The sequence below is a fragment of the Prosthecomicrobium pneumaticum genome, from assembly GCF_014199915.1.
Taxonomy (GTDB): Bacteria; Pseudomonadota; Alphaproteobacteria; order Rhizobiales; family Kaistiaceae; genus Prosthecomicrobium; species Prosthecomicrobium pneumaticum.
On the sequence record NZ_JACHOO010000006.1, the window covers coordinates 165,731 to 179,649 of the forward strand.

Here is a 13,919-nt window from a genome sequence, read left to right on the forward strand (position 1 = left end):
GGCCTTCGGACCATTGGATTTCGGTCGCGCCGATCAGGGCGCGCGTGTTCGGGGCGGGGGTGAGCAGGAAGGCGGACCGATCCGTGCGACGAGCGCCCGTGGATCGCCGGGGGGTGAGACCGGGGGGGCTGCGCGGTCGCCCTGCGCGGAAAAGCGAGCGATCGCCAGGGGGCCGGCAAAGGGGATCGTCCAGGCGGCGCCGTCCACGCTGAGTTCGGCCGGCGCGCCGTCGCGGGGCGTGACGCGCAGCCGCGCCGGCGGCCATCCGGGCGGCCGCGTGACGGCGACCTCGAGCGCCGGCGCGCCGGGCGGACAGGCGATCAGCACGTCGCGGCCGGCGACGAGCCAGCCATCGGCGGTCAGCCCCTCCACCAGGACCGGATGACCGCGGAAGCGCCAGAGCCCGGCCCGATAGAGGAACTCGACGCCCGGCTTCGACACCTCTGCCGGCCACAACAGGGTCTCGCTTCGTTCGGCCGAATCCGGACCCGGCGGACGGCTGATCAGGTCGAGCGCATGGCCGGCGATCGCGGCCTTCCAGTCCCGGACGTAAGGCGCCTTGATCCAGTCGCCGCGAAGGCCGGCGGCGGCGAAGAGCAGGACGGCGGCAAGAGCAAGTCCGGCCCAAGCGGCTCGCACGGGTCGGCTGGCGGGGCGCTCGAGCCGTTGCCAGAGCCAGATGACGAGCCCGGCGGGCAGCAGCTTGGTGTGCGCGACATACCAGTTGCCGGTCGCACCCTCCGGGCCGTTGGCGACGCGGAACACCGAGACGACAGCGATGGTCGACAGCGCATAGACGAGGAGGAGGAGCACGAAGAGATCGAGCGGCTCGGCCGTGCCGCGCCGAAACCGGGAGACCGTCGCCCCGAGCGCGAGCGCGGCGAGCGCGAAGAGCAGAAGGCCGGCGGCGCGGTAGGCGAGGAAGGACGGGTGGAGGGCGTGGAAGCCGGTTCCGAGGAGGCTCGCCCCGCCGAGGACGAGCCCGAAGTCGAGCATGGCGGGAAGCGCCGCCGCTCCGCCCCGGGGGGCATTCGCGAACAGCGGCACGGCCGCGGAGACGATCGCGACATAGAGTGCGGCCGACAGGGCGAGCGTGGCGGCGAGAATCGCGGGTCGCCGCCACGTCCGGTGATTGAGCCCCCAGAGCAGCGCGCCGCTGAGCATCGCCGCGATGAAGCCGACCGCATAGCCGCCGAGGAAGAGGAGGATCGCAGGTGGCGCGAGCGCCGCCGGCGACAGGCTCATGCGGCCGGCTCCGAAGCGGCCGGCGAGCGCGCCCATCGCGATCACCGTCAGCACGACGCCCCATTGCGCGGCGAGCGCCATGCCCCACATCGGCGCGTTGACGGGCGAGAGCAGAACCGCACCGAGCGTCGCGATGCACAGCGTCAGGCTGACGGGTCCGCCTCGCCAGAGGCGCGCCACCGCGACGGCGAGAATGGCGGCTGCGGCGAGGACGGCGAGCGCCGCGACGGCGGTCGTATAGTGGCCCGAGATGCCGAACAGATAATAGTCGGGGATCAGGAGCAGGTTGGTGCCGGGGAAGAGATGCTCGCCGAAGGTGGTGAGGACGGCCGGCAGGGAAGGCCTGCCCTCCGCGAGCGACTGCAGGAAGGGGATGTGGAGGAATTCCGCTTCCATGAAGACGTCGAAGCTCTGCCGCCGGGCCGCCACGCCGTAGAGCGCGGCAATGGGCAGAAGCACGAGCAGCGCGCGGCGGCGCAGCCCGTCGCGCTGGCGCGCCGTCCGATCGGGCGGCGCGCCGTCCGCCCGCACGCCCCGTCCCGCCCCGCCCGTCATTGCGATGTCCTGTGCCCGCCCGTGCGCGGATAGGGGTTGAAAGCGTTGCCCTGCGCCCATTCCGCGTCGTCGAGATAGGGGTAGCCATCGTCGATCGGCCGCCCCAGCTCGACCTTGGGTTCGATCGGCGTGTCGGGATCGAGCATGATGTCGAGGAGGCGCAGACCGGGTCCGAACATTTCCGGCGTGATGGCGTCCGGACTTTCGATGCGGTGATAGGAAAGCCCATAGGCCGCGGCGATACCGCGGAAGTCGGGCTGGCTGTAACCGCGCTCCGTGGCGTGGCGGCGGCCGCCGAGATTGGCGTCCTGGAACTGCCGGATGATGCCGTAGCCGCCATTGTTCATGACGACGATGGTGAGGTCCAGCCGATGATGGACGGCCGTCTGCAATTCCTGCAGGTTGAGCTGGAAGCCGCCATCGCCGGTGAGGCAGACGACCTGCCGGTCCGGCGCGCCGAGCTTGGCGGCGATCGCGGCCGGCAGGGCATAGCCCATCGGCGAATGGCCGCCCGCGGTGAAGAGCGTGTGCCGCGTCCGGTGGAAAGCCTGGAAGGTCCAGCAGAGTGCTGCGCCGGTGTCGTTGGCGAGGATGGCGTCGGGTGCGAGGAGCGTATTGATCCGGCGGATCACCGCATAGGGGTCCTGGCTGCCGCGGGCGGCGGCGTGGCTGCTGTGGAAGGCGCCGACATAGCCTGTCTTCATCCGCCCGACATGGTCGAGCCAGGCATTGCCCGGCCGGGGCAGAGCGAGCCGGCCGAGCAGGCGGGGGAGGTGCCGGAAGTCGAGCGCCGCCGTCAGATAGCCGTCCGCCCCGTATTTCGCCAGTTCGTCGGGATCGATGTCGAGCACGGCGACGCGGGCGCGCGGTGCGAAGCCCGCCGGATTGCCGGTCCGCTGGCGATTGTCGAGCCGGCTGCCGAGCACGAGGAGCGCATCGCAGTTCTGGATCAGAAAATTGCCGCCGCGATTGCCGTAGACGCCGACCGTGCCGCAATAGGAGGGCAGGTCGTGATCGAGATAGGTGGCGCCGGCCCAGCTCGACACGACCGGCAGGCCGGTCTCGCGCAGCCACGCCTCCGCGGCGTGTTCGACCCCGGCGAGACCGATGCCGGCGCCCCAATAGACGAGCGGCCGGCTCGCCCCTTCGAAGGCCGCACCGATCGCCGCGGCGATGCGCGCGATCTCCGCGTCGTCGGGCGGGGTGGATGGCGGCGTCTCCGGAGCCGGGGCGACGAAATCGCCGATCTCGGCCTGCTGAAGGTCGATCGGCACGTCGACGAGCACCGGCCCCATGCGTCCGCCGACCGCCTCGCGATAGGCGGTCTCGAGTTCCCGCCGCAGATCCTCCGGCCGGGTCACCTGGACGGCATATTTGGTGATCGGCCGCGCCATTTCGACGATCCGGGTCTCCTGGAAGCCGAGCTGGCGCGGTGCGGCGCCGCCGAGCCGGCGGCTCTCGCGCTGGTTCACCTGCCCGGTGATGTGGAAGGCGGGGATCGAATCGAAATAGGAGCACGCGATGCCGGTCAGGAGGTTGGTGGCGCCCGGGCCGGAGGTCACCATCGTCGCGCCGACCGTGCGGTTGACCCGCCACATCGCATCGGCCGCCATCGCGGCGGCCTGCTCGTGCTGGACGCAGACATAGTCGATGTCGTCGCGGCGGCCGACCGCGTCGAGCATGAAGGCGGCGGCGCCGCCGGTCAGGGCGAAGACGTGCCGGACGCCCTTGTCGGCGAGGAAGGCGGCGATGTATTCGGCGCCGGTCACGGCTCCCTCGCTCCGTCCCGTTCCGGCACCGGGCCGGGGAAATTGATCCGCTCGCGCTCGAAGACGACCGGCTTCGCCCTCACCCGGCCATAGATCGCCAGAATGTATTCCCCGATCAGGCCCATGAAGAAGAGTTGCACGCCGCCAAAGAAGAAGAGCGCGACGATCAGCGTGAAGATACCGGGTTCGGCGAGCTTCTGATAAAAGACGAAGCCGACGATCAGATTGATCGCGGCGTAGAGGATGCTGATACTGGCGATCGCGAAACCGGCGAGGAGGCCGAGCCGCAACGGAGCCGTGGTGAACGAGACCAGCCCGTTCATGCCCTGGTCGAACAAGGCGGCGAGCCGGTTCTTCGAGAGGCCCCGTTGACGGGCGCGCCAGCGATACGGGACGCCCACGGCGCGGCCGCCGCATTCGAACGTCATCATCCGCATGAAGGGATAGGTGTCGTCGATCTGACGCATGGCCTCGACCACCCGGCGGTCGACGAGCTGGAAATCGCCGACACCCGGCGGCACGTCGATCTCGGAGAAGCGGGTGAGCAGGGCATAATAGAGCCGCCGGACCGACCGCATGGCGAGGCCCTCTTCGCGTGTGGCGCGGATTCCGTAGACGATCTCGTAGCCGGCCTCCCAGAGCCGGACGAAGTCGGGCAACAGTTCCGGCGGGTCCTGCAGGTCGGCCGGCAGGAAGAGAAGCACGGCGTCGCCCGTCGCGGCCATCACGCCGTTATAGGTGTTGCGCAGCGGTCCGAAATTGCGCGCATTGACGATCACCCGCACATGCGGATCGTCCGCCGCGATGCTCCGCAAGAGACTTGTCGTCGCGTCCGTGGAGGCGTTGTCGCAGAAGATGTGCTCCCGCTCATAACCCCGGAGATGCGCGTCGAAGATCGCCTTCACCGCGGCATGGCATTCGGCGACGTTGTCCTCTTCATTATAGCACGGCGTGACGACGGAGATCGTCTTCATGCTCCCACCCGGAAAACGATGTGTCTGTTGGCGAGGAAGGAGAGGACGACGATTCCGGGCAGGACGGCGAGCTGCGCGAGGAGGGCGGGAAGGCCCGCCGCGACGAGAGCCTCGAGCGCGATCAGGTTGAGACCGAAGCTCGCCGCATAGACGGCGACGAACAGCGGCAGGCGGCGCCACCGGCGGCTGCCGAAGACGATCCGGCCGGTGGTGGCGAAGTTGAACAGAACACCCGCGACGGTCGCCAGCCCGAGCGCCACCCGGTGGTCTTCGAGGAGGAGGTAGAGGAGCGCGAAGAGGCCGTAGCCGAACAGCGTGTTGAGCCCGCCGACGAGAAGGAAGCGGACGAATTCGAGGAGGCGGTCGCTTCGCGTGGGAACGCCCGGGAAGATGCCGGCCCTCGTCATGACGATCCGCATCGTCTCGCCCCCTCAGCGCCGCACGAAGGCGCGCAGCGTATCGACGACATAGTCGATCGCCGGCTCGCCGAGACCGGGATAGACGCCGAGCCAGAAGCTGCGCTCCATCACGAGGTCGCTCTCGGCGAGCGATCCCACCGCGCGGTGCGGCCGCCCGGCCATGTATGGCTGGCGCAGAAGATTGCCGCCGAACAGCTGGCGGGTGCCGATGCGATGCGCGTCGAGATGCATCAGCAGCGTCCGGCGGTCGAATCCGGCCCCGGGGCGGAGCGTGAGCGGGAAGCCGAACCAGGACGGATCGGCATGGGGCGTCGCTTCCGGCAGAACGAAGACGTCCTCGAGATCGGCGAGGCCCGTCTTCAGATCGGCGAAGTTCCGCCGCCGCGCTGCGATGAAGCCGTCGAGATGATCGAGCTGCGACAGCCCGACGGCGGCCTGCATATCCGTGATCTTCAGATTATAGCCGAGATGGGAATAGATGTACTTATGGTCGTAGCCGTGCGGCAGTTCTCCGAGCTGCCAGTCGAAGCGCTTGCGGCAGGTGTTGTCGCGGCCGGGCGCGCAATAGCAGTCGCGGCCCCAGTCGCGGATCGACTCCATGGCACGGCGCAGCAGCGACTGCGCCGTGAAGACCGCGCCGCCTTCCCCCATGGTGATGTGGTGCGCGGGATAGAAGCTCAGCGTGCCGACATCGCCGAAGCTGCCGACCGGACGGCCGCGATAGGTGGCGCCGAGCGCGTCGCAGCAGTCCTCGACGAGGAACAGGCCGTGCCGGCGCGCGATCTCCGTGACGGCGTCGAGATCGAACGGGTTGCCGAGCGTGTGGGCGATGACGATCGCCCGCGTGCGCGGGCTCAGCGCGGCTTCGATCTGCGCCGGGTCGATGTTGTAGGTCGGAATGTGGATGTCGACGAAGACCGGGATCAGACCGTTCTGGAGCAGCGGGTTGATGGTCGTGGGAAAGCCGGTGGCGCAGGTGATCACCTCGTCGCCGGGGCGCAGCGCCCGCTCGCCGAGGAGCGGCGAGGTGAGCGCCGAGATCGCGACGAGATTGGCCGAGGAGCCGGAATTGACCGTCAGCACGTGCTTGCGGCCGAGGATCTTGCCGAGCCGCGCCTCGAAGGCGGCATTGAAGCGGCCGGTGGTGAGCCAGAAGTCGAGCGCGCTGTCGACGAGGCTCTGCATGTCGTGCGCATCGAACACCCGGCCGGAGACGGGCACGGGTGAGGCCCCGGCGACGAAGGGCGCCGGCTTGTGCACGGCGTCGTAATAGGCGCCGACGAGCGTCATGATCTGGGCCCGCAGGGCTTCCGGGCTCGGCCCTGCGGCATCGACGGACAGGTCCCCGCCGGGCGGACCGTCGGTGATGTCGGTGGCGCTCATGCGGCGGCCTCCCGCGCGTCCGCATGGGCTGCGATCTGATCGAGGGTGAAGGCGCGCATGTCGGCACCCGCGCGGTAGGCCTTGAACCAGTCGACGGTGCGGGCGACGGCTTCGTCGAGGCCGAACGCGGACTTCCAGCCGAGCCGCGCGCGCGCCTTGGCGCTGTCGAGCGCCAAAAGGCCGGCCTCGTGCGGACCGGCGGGATCGCCTGCGCTCCGCCATGCGGCGCCCTCGCCCCAATGCGCCGCGAGCGCGTCCGCCACGACCGAGACCGGTGCCTCCCCGCCGGCCGCCGGGCCGAAGTTCCAGGCTTGCGCGAAGTCTCTGCCCCGCGGCCCGAGCAGCAGCTCGGCGAGACGGAGATAGCCGGCGAGTGGATCGAGCACATGCTGCCAGGGACGGACGGCCTCGGGACGGCGCAGTTCGAGCGCTCGTCCGGCCGTGAAGGCCCGGATGGCGTCGGGCACCAGCCGCTCGGCCGACCAGTCGCCGCCGCCGATCACATTGCCCGCCCGCGCGGAGGCGACCGCGGTCGACCCATCGGCGAAGTAGGAGGCGCGGTAGGCCGCCACGACGAGTTCCGCGCAGCCCTTGCTGCTGCTGTAAGGATCGTGTCCGCCCATCGCGTCGCCTTCGCGATAGGCCCGGATCTGCTCGCGGTTCTCATAGCATTTGTCGCTCGTCACCACGATGACGGCGCGCACGCCGCCCCGCCGGCGGGCGGCGTCGAGCACATGGGCGGTGCCCATCACATTGGTCGCATAGGTGCCGAGCGGATCGGCATAGGACGGCCGGACGAGCGACTGCGCCGCGAGATGGAAGACCAGTTCGGGTTCCGCGCGTCCGAACGCGGCCTCCACCGCGGCGAGATCGCGGACATCGCCGGTGAGGCTCTCCGCCGTGCCGCCCCGCGCCACGAGGTCGAAGAGGCTCGGTTGCGTCGCCGGCGGCAGGGCGAAGCCGGTGACCCGGGCGCCGAGCCGCTCCAGCCAGAGGATCAGCCAGGCGCCCTTGAAGCCGGTGTGGCCGGTGACGAGGACGCGGCGGTCGCGCCAGGCATCCGCCCCGCTCACGGCCAGGCCTTCCAGGGCGCGGCACCGGACGCCCACAGCTCCTCGAGGAGGCGGCGATCGCGCGGCGTGTCCATCGGTTGCCAGAAGCCGTCGTGCCGGAACGCCTTCAGTTCGCCCGCCGCAGCGAGCCGTTCCAGAGGGGCCTGTTCCCAGGCGGTGGCGTCGTCCTCGATCAGATCGAGCACGACGGGGGAGAGGAAGAAGAAGCCGCCATTGATCCGCACCGCTTCGTGCGGCGGTTTCTCCCGGAACGACACGACCTCGTCCGCCGGGCCGATCTCGAGAACCCCGAACCGGCTCGGCGGGGTCACCGCGGCGATGGTGGCGAGCCGGCCATGGCCGCGGTGGAAGGCGAGCTCGGCGCCGAGGTCGATGTCCGCCACCCCGTCGCCATAGGTCATCGCGAAGCAGGCCTCGCCGGCGAGATAGGGCGCGATGCGCTTCAGGCGGCCGCCGGTGCTGGTGTTCTCGCCCGTCTCGACGAGTGTGACGCGCCAGGGCTCGGCGGTCTCGCGATGCACCTCCATCCGGTTGCCGGCCATGTGGAAGGTGACGTCGGACATGTGCAGGAAATAGTTTGAAAAGTATTCCTTGATCACATAGCCTCGGTGCCCCAGACAAATCAAGAAGTCGTCGAATCCGAAGGCGGAATAGATCTTCATGATGTGCCAGAGGATCGGCCGGCCGCCGATCTCGATCATCGGCTTCGGGACGAGGGTCGATGCATCACTGATGCGCGTACCCCGGCCGCCGGCGAGGATCACCACTTTCATGGCGTCACCGGAGCTCGGGTCGCGCGGAGGAACGGGCCTCTCATGCTCTCTCGTTCGCGATGGAACCGAAGTTCCGAGGGTCCCGGCCCGCTTTCGCGTTTCGGCTCCGCTCCCCTCAGCAGACCCGCAAAGGGAAGGAAACCAGATCTCCGGACCGGAATAGCGAAGTGAGCCGCCGGGTCAAGGCCCACCCTGCGTCGCCGGCTCCGCCCGCAGCAGCACGAGCGAACCCATCGGGCTCACCGCGACGCGCGTGTAGTCCCGGAACGGCGTCATCAGGTCGACGCCGAGATCCAGCGCGGTATCCGGACCCTCTGCGACGAACACGCAGGAGAAGCGGCCCGTTTCGATCTGGCGCAGCAGATCGTCACGATCGGCGATGGTCAGCATCTCGACATAGCCAGGCCCTTCGAGAGGCGAGCGAAGACCGGCCGCTGCGTAATAGAGACCCTGTCGCTGGGCGAGAATGACGCAAGTCTCGCCGCGCATCGTGTGACTGCGGATGAAGGCGAGTTCGTCGGCGACGAGCGGGGAGGTCGGGACGCCGCGTCCGACGAAGGCGGCCCGCATGTCGCGGGCCAGCGCCCCGACATTCTGCAGGAAAGGCAGGGCGCAGGAGAACAGCACGCCGAGCGCCGCCACCGGCAGCACGAGCTGGAGTCGCGACAGCCCCCCTGCCCGCACCATGCGCAGCGTCCGGTCGCCGAGGATCGCGGCGATCATCAATGCGGGCCAGCAGACCGTGACGAGATTGAGGATGTGCGAGCGGCCCTGATAATAGACGAAGAGCCCCCAGCCGAGCAGGCCGAGAAAGAACAGGAGATCGGCGCTGCGGGCGTTCGGTGTGCGGCGCCAGGCGGCGAGCGCGACGAGGATGGCCGCCAGATAGGCCGCGAGCACGCTCATCCAGGGGTTCGTGACGCCGATGGGCAGGGGCAGCATGTTGAGCCCGAGATCGTAGAAGATCCGCGCATAGCTGCCGAGCCAGCTCCATTTCGGGACGCCGCCGCCGGCGAGAAGCGCGAGCGCGCTCGCCCCGATGACGAGCGCCAGCAGGCCGAGATGGAGCGCCGAGGCCTGCAGGAGATGCCGCCGCTGCGGCGCCGAGGAGGCAGGGCCTCCGACGCGCAGCACGAACCATTTGACGAGCAGGAAGCCGCCAAAGGCGCCGACGATCATCAGCCCGGTATCGGCGTTCCACACGGTGCCGATCGCCGCGACGAGCGATACCGAGGCGGCCCGGCCGAGGCTGCGCCGGGCCGCATAGGCGTGGAAGGCGAGCACCGATAAGGCCGGCCAGAAGAAGCGGAGCGGCCAGTACTGGAAGTAGAATTCCGGGATGCCGTTGATCTTGATGACGGTCTCGAAGGTGACGAGGACGAGGGCGAGGGCGAAGGCGAGCCGAAACGGGAGCGAGCGCGTCTCGCGCAGCAGGACGGCGAACACCGCACAAAGCCCGATCACCTGCAGCAGCGCGAAGATGAGGGAGAGGCCGAGGACCGAGAAAGGGATGAGGCGGAAGATCCGGCCGATGATCTCCGGATAGAGGCCATATTGCGAGGGCAGGTCGACGAGCAGCGTGCGCCCTGCGGCCACCTGCGAAATCGCATAGGCGACGGCGTCCCAGTGGATCGACCAGACGGCCCCGGGCGCGACCGAGGCCTCGCCGACGATCCGCCATGCGCCGATCTGCAGCGCCATGGCGGCGACGAAGGCGGCGGCCGCGAGCGCCGCGCCGAACCGCCGCCCCCTCTCTCGCCCCCGCGGCAGCACGAGCGTCAGGGCGAAGGAAGCGGCGGCGGCGAGGCCGCAGAGCATGAGGGTCCGCAGGTGGTTCGGCCCCAGCGCCGTTTCTCCTTGGAGGAGGGAGGGGCCGAAATCGAACCGCGACAGACCCGCGGCGAGCAGCCCGCCGAGAGCGAGCTGAACGGCCAATCCGATCGGGACAGGGGCGACGCAGAGCACGCGGAGCAGGCCGCGCGGCCGCAGCAGCGCGGCCGCCAGCGCGAGTGCCGCCGTGATGGCCGACACCGCAAGAAAGACGAAACGCTCCCTCGGTTCGGGCAGCACGAGACCGGCGAACTTCGGCAGGATGACGGGTTCGGCGGATGCCGCAGCCGCGTCGGCGGTCGGGTAGAGCGCCGCGCCGAGCCAGGCGAGCAGCGCGGCGACGCCGATCAGAGCCGCGAGGCGCAGCATCAGCAATGCGGCGTCCGCGTCACGCCGCGAGCGCGCGGACCGCGGGTCGTACGTTACCCCCGTCATGACCCCCGTCATGCCGAACTGCAGCGCCGCGCGCGTCCCCGCTCCTTCCCCAGGTCGATCCCGGGAAGGCTCGCCGGCCATTCCCGCCGCCTCATGGCCCGGCTTGCTCTACGGCTCGCGATGTGCTGGACCATGCGCGTCGCCGGGGGGTGACCCGGCCGGAGCGCGCGCCGGCCGAAATCGTCGAGGCCCCCTCTTTCATGCCCCCCGCACCGACGAAGTTGATGCCCCTCGAGGGCATGCGCGGGCTCGCCGCGCTCCAGGTCGTCTTCGCCCATTATGCCTCTGTCTTCTTTCCCGCGATCGCCCGCATTGTGCCGGGAGAGGAGGGCACGCTCGGCCTGCGCCTCGCCCGATCGCCGCTCTTCTTTCTGCTCGATGGTGGCGTGGCGGTCTTCTCCTTCTTCCTGATGAGCGGTTTCGTGCTCGGCCTGTCCTTCCTCCGATCCGATCTGCCGATGCCGCGCCAGGTGGCGAAGCGCTTCGTGCGCCTCTATCTCCCGGTGCTCGCCGCTCTCGCTCTCGCTCTCGTGCTGCTCACCCTCTGGCCGCGCCTCGGTCTACGCATGCAGGTCTTCAACGGTTCCGACTGGCTGAGGGGGCTCCATCTCTTCTCCCCGGGCCGGACGGCGACGGTCTATCAGGATGTCCTCCTGAACTCGATGCTGCTCGGCTATGCCGGCGCATCGATCTTCCGCTTTTTCGACACGGCGGCGGTGGGACTGCCGCTCGTCGGTCTCGGCCATGCGCTCGATCCCCCGTTATGGACGCTGCACATCGAGTTCTGGGGCTCGCTGCTCACCCTCGCCATGGCTCAGGCCTACCGGCGGCTGCGCCGCCCGGCGTTCTGGGCGGTCTATGCTCTCGCGCTGGTCGCGACGGCGGGGGGCGCCTTCAGCCTGTTTCTGATCGGCTTCGCCGCCGGCCTCTTCCGCGATCGCCTGACCGGCCGCGATCACGCCCCGCTGCGCGGTCTCTTCGCCGTCCTCGCGCTCGCCGGGGCCGTCGCGCTGTCGGGCTACAGCCCGCTGATGCCCTTCGTCGGCCTGCAGATCGAGAAGGAACTCGCGGCGGTCCTCGTGTTCGGCGCCGTGCTCGTCGCGCCGTGGCTCGACCGCCTGCTGTCGGCGCGGCCGCTCGCATGGCTCGGCGGTCTCTCATTCGGCCTCTATCTCACCCACTTCCCGATTCTCTTCACGCTTTCCATCCTCCTGTTCCTCGGCCTTCAGCCTTCTTTCGGGGCGCTGCCGGCGGCGCTCGCCGCGACGGCCGTGGGGATCGCCGTTTCGATCGGCGTTGCCGCGGCATTCGAGCAGCTCGTCGACTGGCCCGCGATCGGTCTGGCGGCCCGGATCGGAAGCGGTCCGCCCGTGCCCGTCACCCCGGCCGGCGGGCGGTCCCCGGGCGCAAACCCCCGCTGACCCCAAGGGCAGCGGGCGCCCCGCTCCGGGGGCGGTCGCACAGGATCCTGCGCGCGATCGGCGCCATGGCGGGGGCGCGGGGACGGGCGGCGGGGCGCCGCTGCCCGCGCCTTCTGCCGGCGCATTGGAAGTGGTCTAAATCATTGGTGTTGCGAGGGTTTTCTGATGGCGGTATCTCGATGTCGGGTGCCGGCCCGCCGTCCGGGCCGCCGCCTGTCCGCCCGCCCCGCGCCCCAGCGGCATCCGAGATGATCGCGACCCTCGCCGATGTCTTTCTGAGCCACCGCCGCTCCATCATGTGGAGCGTCATGCGGATCGTGCGCGATCGGCAGACGGCAGAGGACGTGACGCAGGAGACCTATCTGCGAGCCCAGCGGGCGGCCGAACACGCTCCGATCGATCATGTCGAGGCCTTCCTCTTCCAGACCGCCCGCAATCTCGCCCTCAACCACAGGCGCCGGCAGACGATGCGCGGCCGGATCGAGCGCGACGGCGTGCCGGACGTGGATGTCGCCAATGTCGCCTCGGGCGTTCCCTCGCAGGAGGCCGGCCTTATCCATCGGCAGCGACTGCACTGCATCGCGGAGACCGTGTCGAAGTTGCCGCCGCGCGCCCGGACGGCCTGGCTGTTGAGCCGCATCGAAAAATGGCCCTATCCGAAGATCGCCGAGCATCTCGGGGTCTCGCCCAACACCGTCTTCAACGATCTGAAGCGCGCGCACGCGGAATGCATCGCCGCTCTGGCGAAGATCGACCGCGATTGACCGCCCGCCCGCCGCCGGACCGGAGCGGGCGCAGGGCGCCGGCGGCCTGCGCCGCGGTGCGGATCCGCGCCGGCCTTGTGAGACTGCGGTCCGCCGCGTGTCTCATGTATAAGGCCGTTCACACACCGACCAGCCGGACCGGATCGACCCGAGTGGAACGCGACGCGCCCGAGCGCCCCAACGATGATCAACGCGGCGGTCAGGACGCGCGCCGCGGCGCCGAAGCGGCGTTCGTGCATCCCGACCCGGCCATGGACGCGGCGCTCGACTGGCTGTTCACGCTCCAGGCCGCCCCCGATGATGCGGCGTCGCGGGCGGCCTTCGAAGCCTGGCGCGGGGCCGATCCGGCTCGTGCGCAGGCCTTCTCCGCGGTGGCCGGCGCCTGGGATCTGCCCGAGATGGACATCGCCGCGGCGGCGCTCGCGAAGGCGACGACGGCCCCGCGGGCGGGGCGGGTCCGGTCCGTGGTGTCCGCCGCCGCGACGCGCCGGCGGCGGCTCGCTCTCGCCGCGGCGGCCGTGCTGCTGCTCGCCGTCGGCCTCCACCAGGCGCCCGGGTTGATCCTGCGCTGGCGGGCCGACTATCTGACGCAGACCGGTGCGCGCGCGGCATTCACGCTTCCGGACGGCTCGCGCATGACGCTCAACACGGCATCGGCGGCCGCACTCGATTTCGAGGCCGGACGGCGCGCCGTCACTCTTCTCGCGGGCGAGGCCTATTTCGACGTCCTGCCGGATCCGCAGCGGCCGTTCGTCGTCGTTTCGGCCTTTTCCGAGGTGGAGGTGAAGGGCACCGCCTTCTCCGTGCGGAAGGGGGAAGCGCAGGACACCGTTCTGCTCGCGCGCGGCCATGTCGAGGTCGCCCGTCGCTCCGCGCCGGCGGACCGGGCGGCGCTCGACGCCGGCGAGGCGATCGACGTCTCGGCGACGGCCTTCTCGCCGTTGCGCGCGGCCGACGCTGAGCGGGCGCTCGCCTGGCTCGACGGCCGGATCGTCTTCGCCGATCAGCCCTTCGGCGCGGTGCTCGAGGAGATCGGCCGCTATTATCCGCACACCATCCTCGTCACCGACGGCGCGCTGGAGCGGGTCGCGATCAGCGGCAATTATCGCCTCGACGCGCCCGAGCGGACGATCCGCTCGCTCGCCACCGCCGCCGGCGCATCGGTGACGCGGCTGCCGGGCGGGGTCTTAATCCTTCGCTGAACATTCAAGTTTTTTTGTGAGACCGCCCCGGCTCGTGTGTCAGGTGTCCGTGGGCCGGGCGAACGCCGCCGATCGG

General features: G+C 70.0%; 11 protein-coding genes. 3 read left to right on the forward strand and 8 right to left on the reverse strand.

The annotated features are described in order from the left end of the window. Nucleotides 1-33: 33 nt before the first annotated feature. From GGQ63_RS14930 to GGQ63_RS14965, 8 genes are all read right to left on the reverse strand, one after another. Nucleotides 34-1,800 carry a hypothetical protein gene (locus tag GGQ63_RS14930; protein WP_183857203.1) on the reverse strand — a complete coding sequence of 589 codons (1,767 nt, stop codon included), beginning with the start codon at nt 1,798-1,800 and terminating at the stop codon, nt 34-36. Then, nucleotides 1,797-3,569 carry a thiamine pyrophosphate-dependent enzyme gene (locus tag GGQ63_RS22350; RefSeq protein WP_183857205.1) on the reverse strand — a complete coding sequence of 591 codons (1,773 nt, stop codon included), beginning with the start codon at nt 3,567-3,569 and terminating at the stop codon, nt 1,797-1,799. The genes GGQ63_RS14930 and GGQ63_RS22350 overlap by 4 nt, the downstream gene beginning before the upstream one ends. Further along, on the reverse strand, nt 3,566-4,543 hold the full coding sequence (locus GGQ63_RS14940; RefSeq protein ID WP_183857207.1) for a glycosyltransferase family 2 protein: 978 nt from the start codon (nt 4,541-4,543) through the stop codon (nt 3,566-3,568). Before GGQ63_RS14940 ends, GGQ63_RS22350 begins: the two co-directional genes overlap by 4 nt. Then, nucleotides 4,540-4,962: a GtrA family protein gene (locus tag GGQ63_RS14945; RefSeq protein ID WP_183857209.1), complete on the reverse strand. Its 423-nt coding sequence runs from the start codon at nt 4,960-4,962 to the stop codon at nt 4,540-4,542. The genes GGQ63_RS14940 and GGQ63_RS14945 overlap by 4 nt, the downstream gene beginning before the upstream one ends. A gap of 12 nt (nt 4,963-4,974) precedes the next feature. Further along, nucleotides 4,975-6,345, reverse strand: coding sequence for a lipopolysaccharide biosynthesis protein RfbH (gene rfbH, locus GGQ63_RS14950; RefSeq protein ID WP_183857211.1), 1,371 nt, complete (start codon nt 6,343-6,345; stop codon nt 4,975-4,977). Next, nucleotides 6,342-7,418, reverse strand: a complete 1,077-nt coding sequence (gene rfbG, locus GGQ63_RS14955; RefSeq protein WP_343061162.1) for a CDP-glucose 4,6-dehydratase — start codon at nt 7,416-7,418, stop codon at nt 6,342-6,344. The genes rfbH and rfbG overlap by 4 nt, the downstream gene beginning before the upstream one ends. After that, complete coding sequence (gene rfbF / locus GGQ63_RS14960; RefSeq protein WP_183857213.1) at nt 7,415-8,191, reverse strand: glucose-1-phosphate cytidylyltransferase; 777 nt, start codon at nt 8,189-8,191, stop codon at nt 7,415-7,417. Before rfbF ends, rfbG begins: the two co-directional genes overlap by 4 nt. Before the next feature lie 180 nt (nt 8,192-8,371). Beyond that, the gene (locus GGQ63_RS14965; protein WP_183857215.1) at nt 8,372-10,396 is read right to left on the reverse strand and encodes a hypothetical protein; all 2,025 of its coding nucleotides are present in this window, start codon (nt 10,394-10,396) and stop codon (nt 8,372-8,374) included. A gap of 284 nt (nt 10,397-10,680) precedes the next feature. Here GGQ63_RS14965 and GGQ63_RS14970 point away from each other — a divergent pair, with 284 nt between their 5' ends. The 3 genes from GGQ63_RS14970 (at nt 10,681) to GGQ63_RS14980 (ending at nt 13,843) form a co-directional block, all read left to right on the forward strand. Beyond that, entirely contained in the window at nt 10,681-11,877 is a 1,197-nt protein-coding gene (locus GGQ63_RS14970) for an acyltransferase family protein (RefSeq protein WP_183857217.1), read from the forward strand. A 248-nt stretch (nt 11,878-12,125) separates the two neighbouring features. Then, nucleotides 12,126-12,641, forward strand: a complete 516-nt coding sequence (locus tag GGQ63_RS14975) for an RNA polymerase sigma factor (protein ID WP_183857219.1) — start codon at nt 12,126-12,128, stop codon at nt 12,639-12,641. Between the two features lie 152 nt (nt 12,642-12,793). Beyond that, nucleotides 12,794-13,843: a FecR family protein gene (locus GGQ63_RS14980; RefSeq protein ID WP_343061163.1), complete on the forward strand. Its 1,050-nt coding sequence runs from the start codon at nt 12,794-12,796 to the stop codon at nt 13,841-13,843. Nucleotides 13,844-13,919 lie beyond the last annotated feature (76 nt).

Bases quoted from the DNA above. Each gene is read 5' to 3' on its own strand.
- GGQ63_RS14930 (WP_183857203.1), bottom strand. From the start codon at position 1,800: ATGACGGGCGGGGCGGGACGGGGCGTGCGGGCGGACGGCGCGCCGCCC.
- GGQ63_RS14940 (WP_183857207.1), bottom strand. From the start codon at position 4,543: ATGAAGACGATCTCCGTCGTCACGCCGTGCTATAATGAAGAGGACAAC.
- GGQ63_RS14945 (WP_183857209.1), bottom strand. From the start codon at position 4,962: ATGCGGATCGTCATGACGAGGGCCGGCATCTTCCCGGGCGTTCCCACG.
- rfbH (WP_183857211.1), bottom strand. From the start codon at position 6,345: ATGAGCGCCACCGACATCACCGACGGTCCGCCCGGCGGGGACCTGTCC.
- rfbF (WP_183857213.1), bottom strand. From the start codon at position 8,191: ATGAAAGTGGTGATCCTCGCCGGCGGCCGGGGTACGCGCATCAGTGAT.
- GGQ63_RS14970 (WP_183857217.1), top strand. From the start codon at position 10,681: ATGCCCCTCGAGGGCATGCGCGGGCTCGCCGCGCTCCAGGTCGTCTTC.
- GGQ63_RS14975 (WP_183857219.1), top strand. From the start codon at position 12,126: ATGATCGCGACCCTCGCCGATGTCTTTCTGAGCCACCGCCGCTCCATC.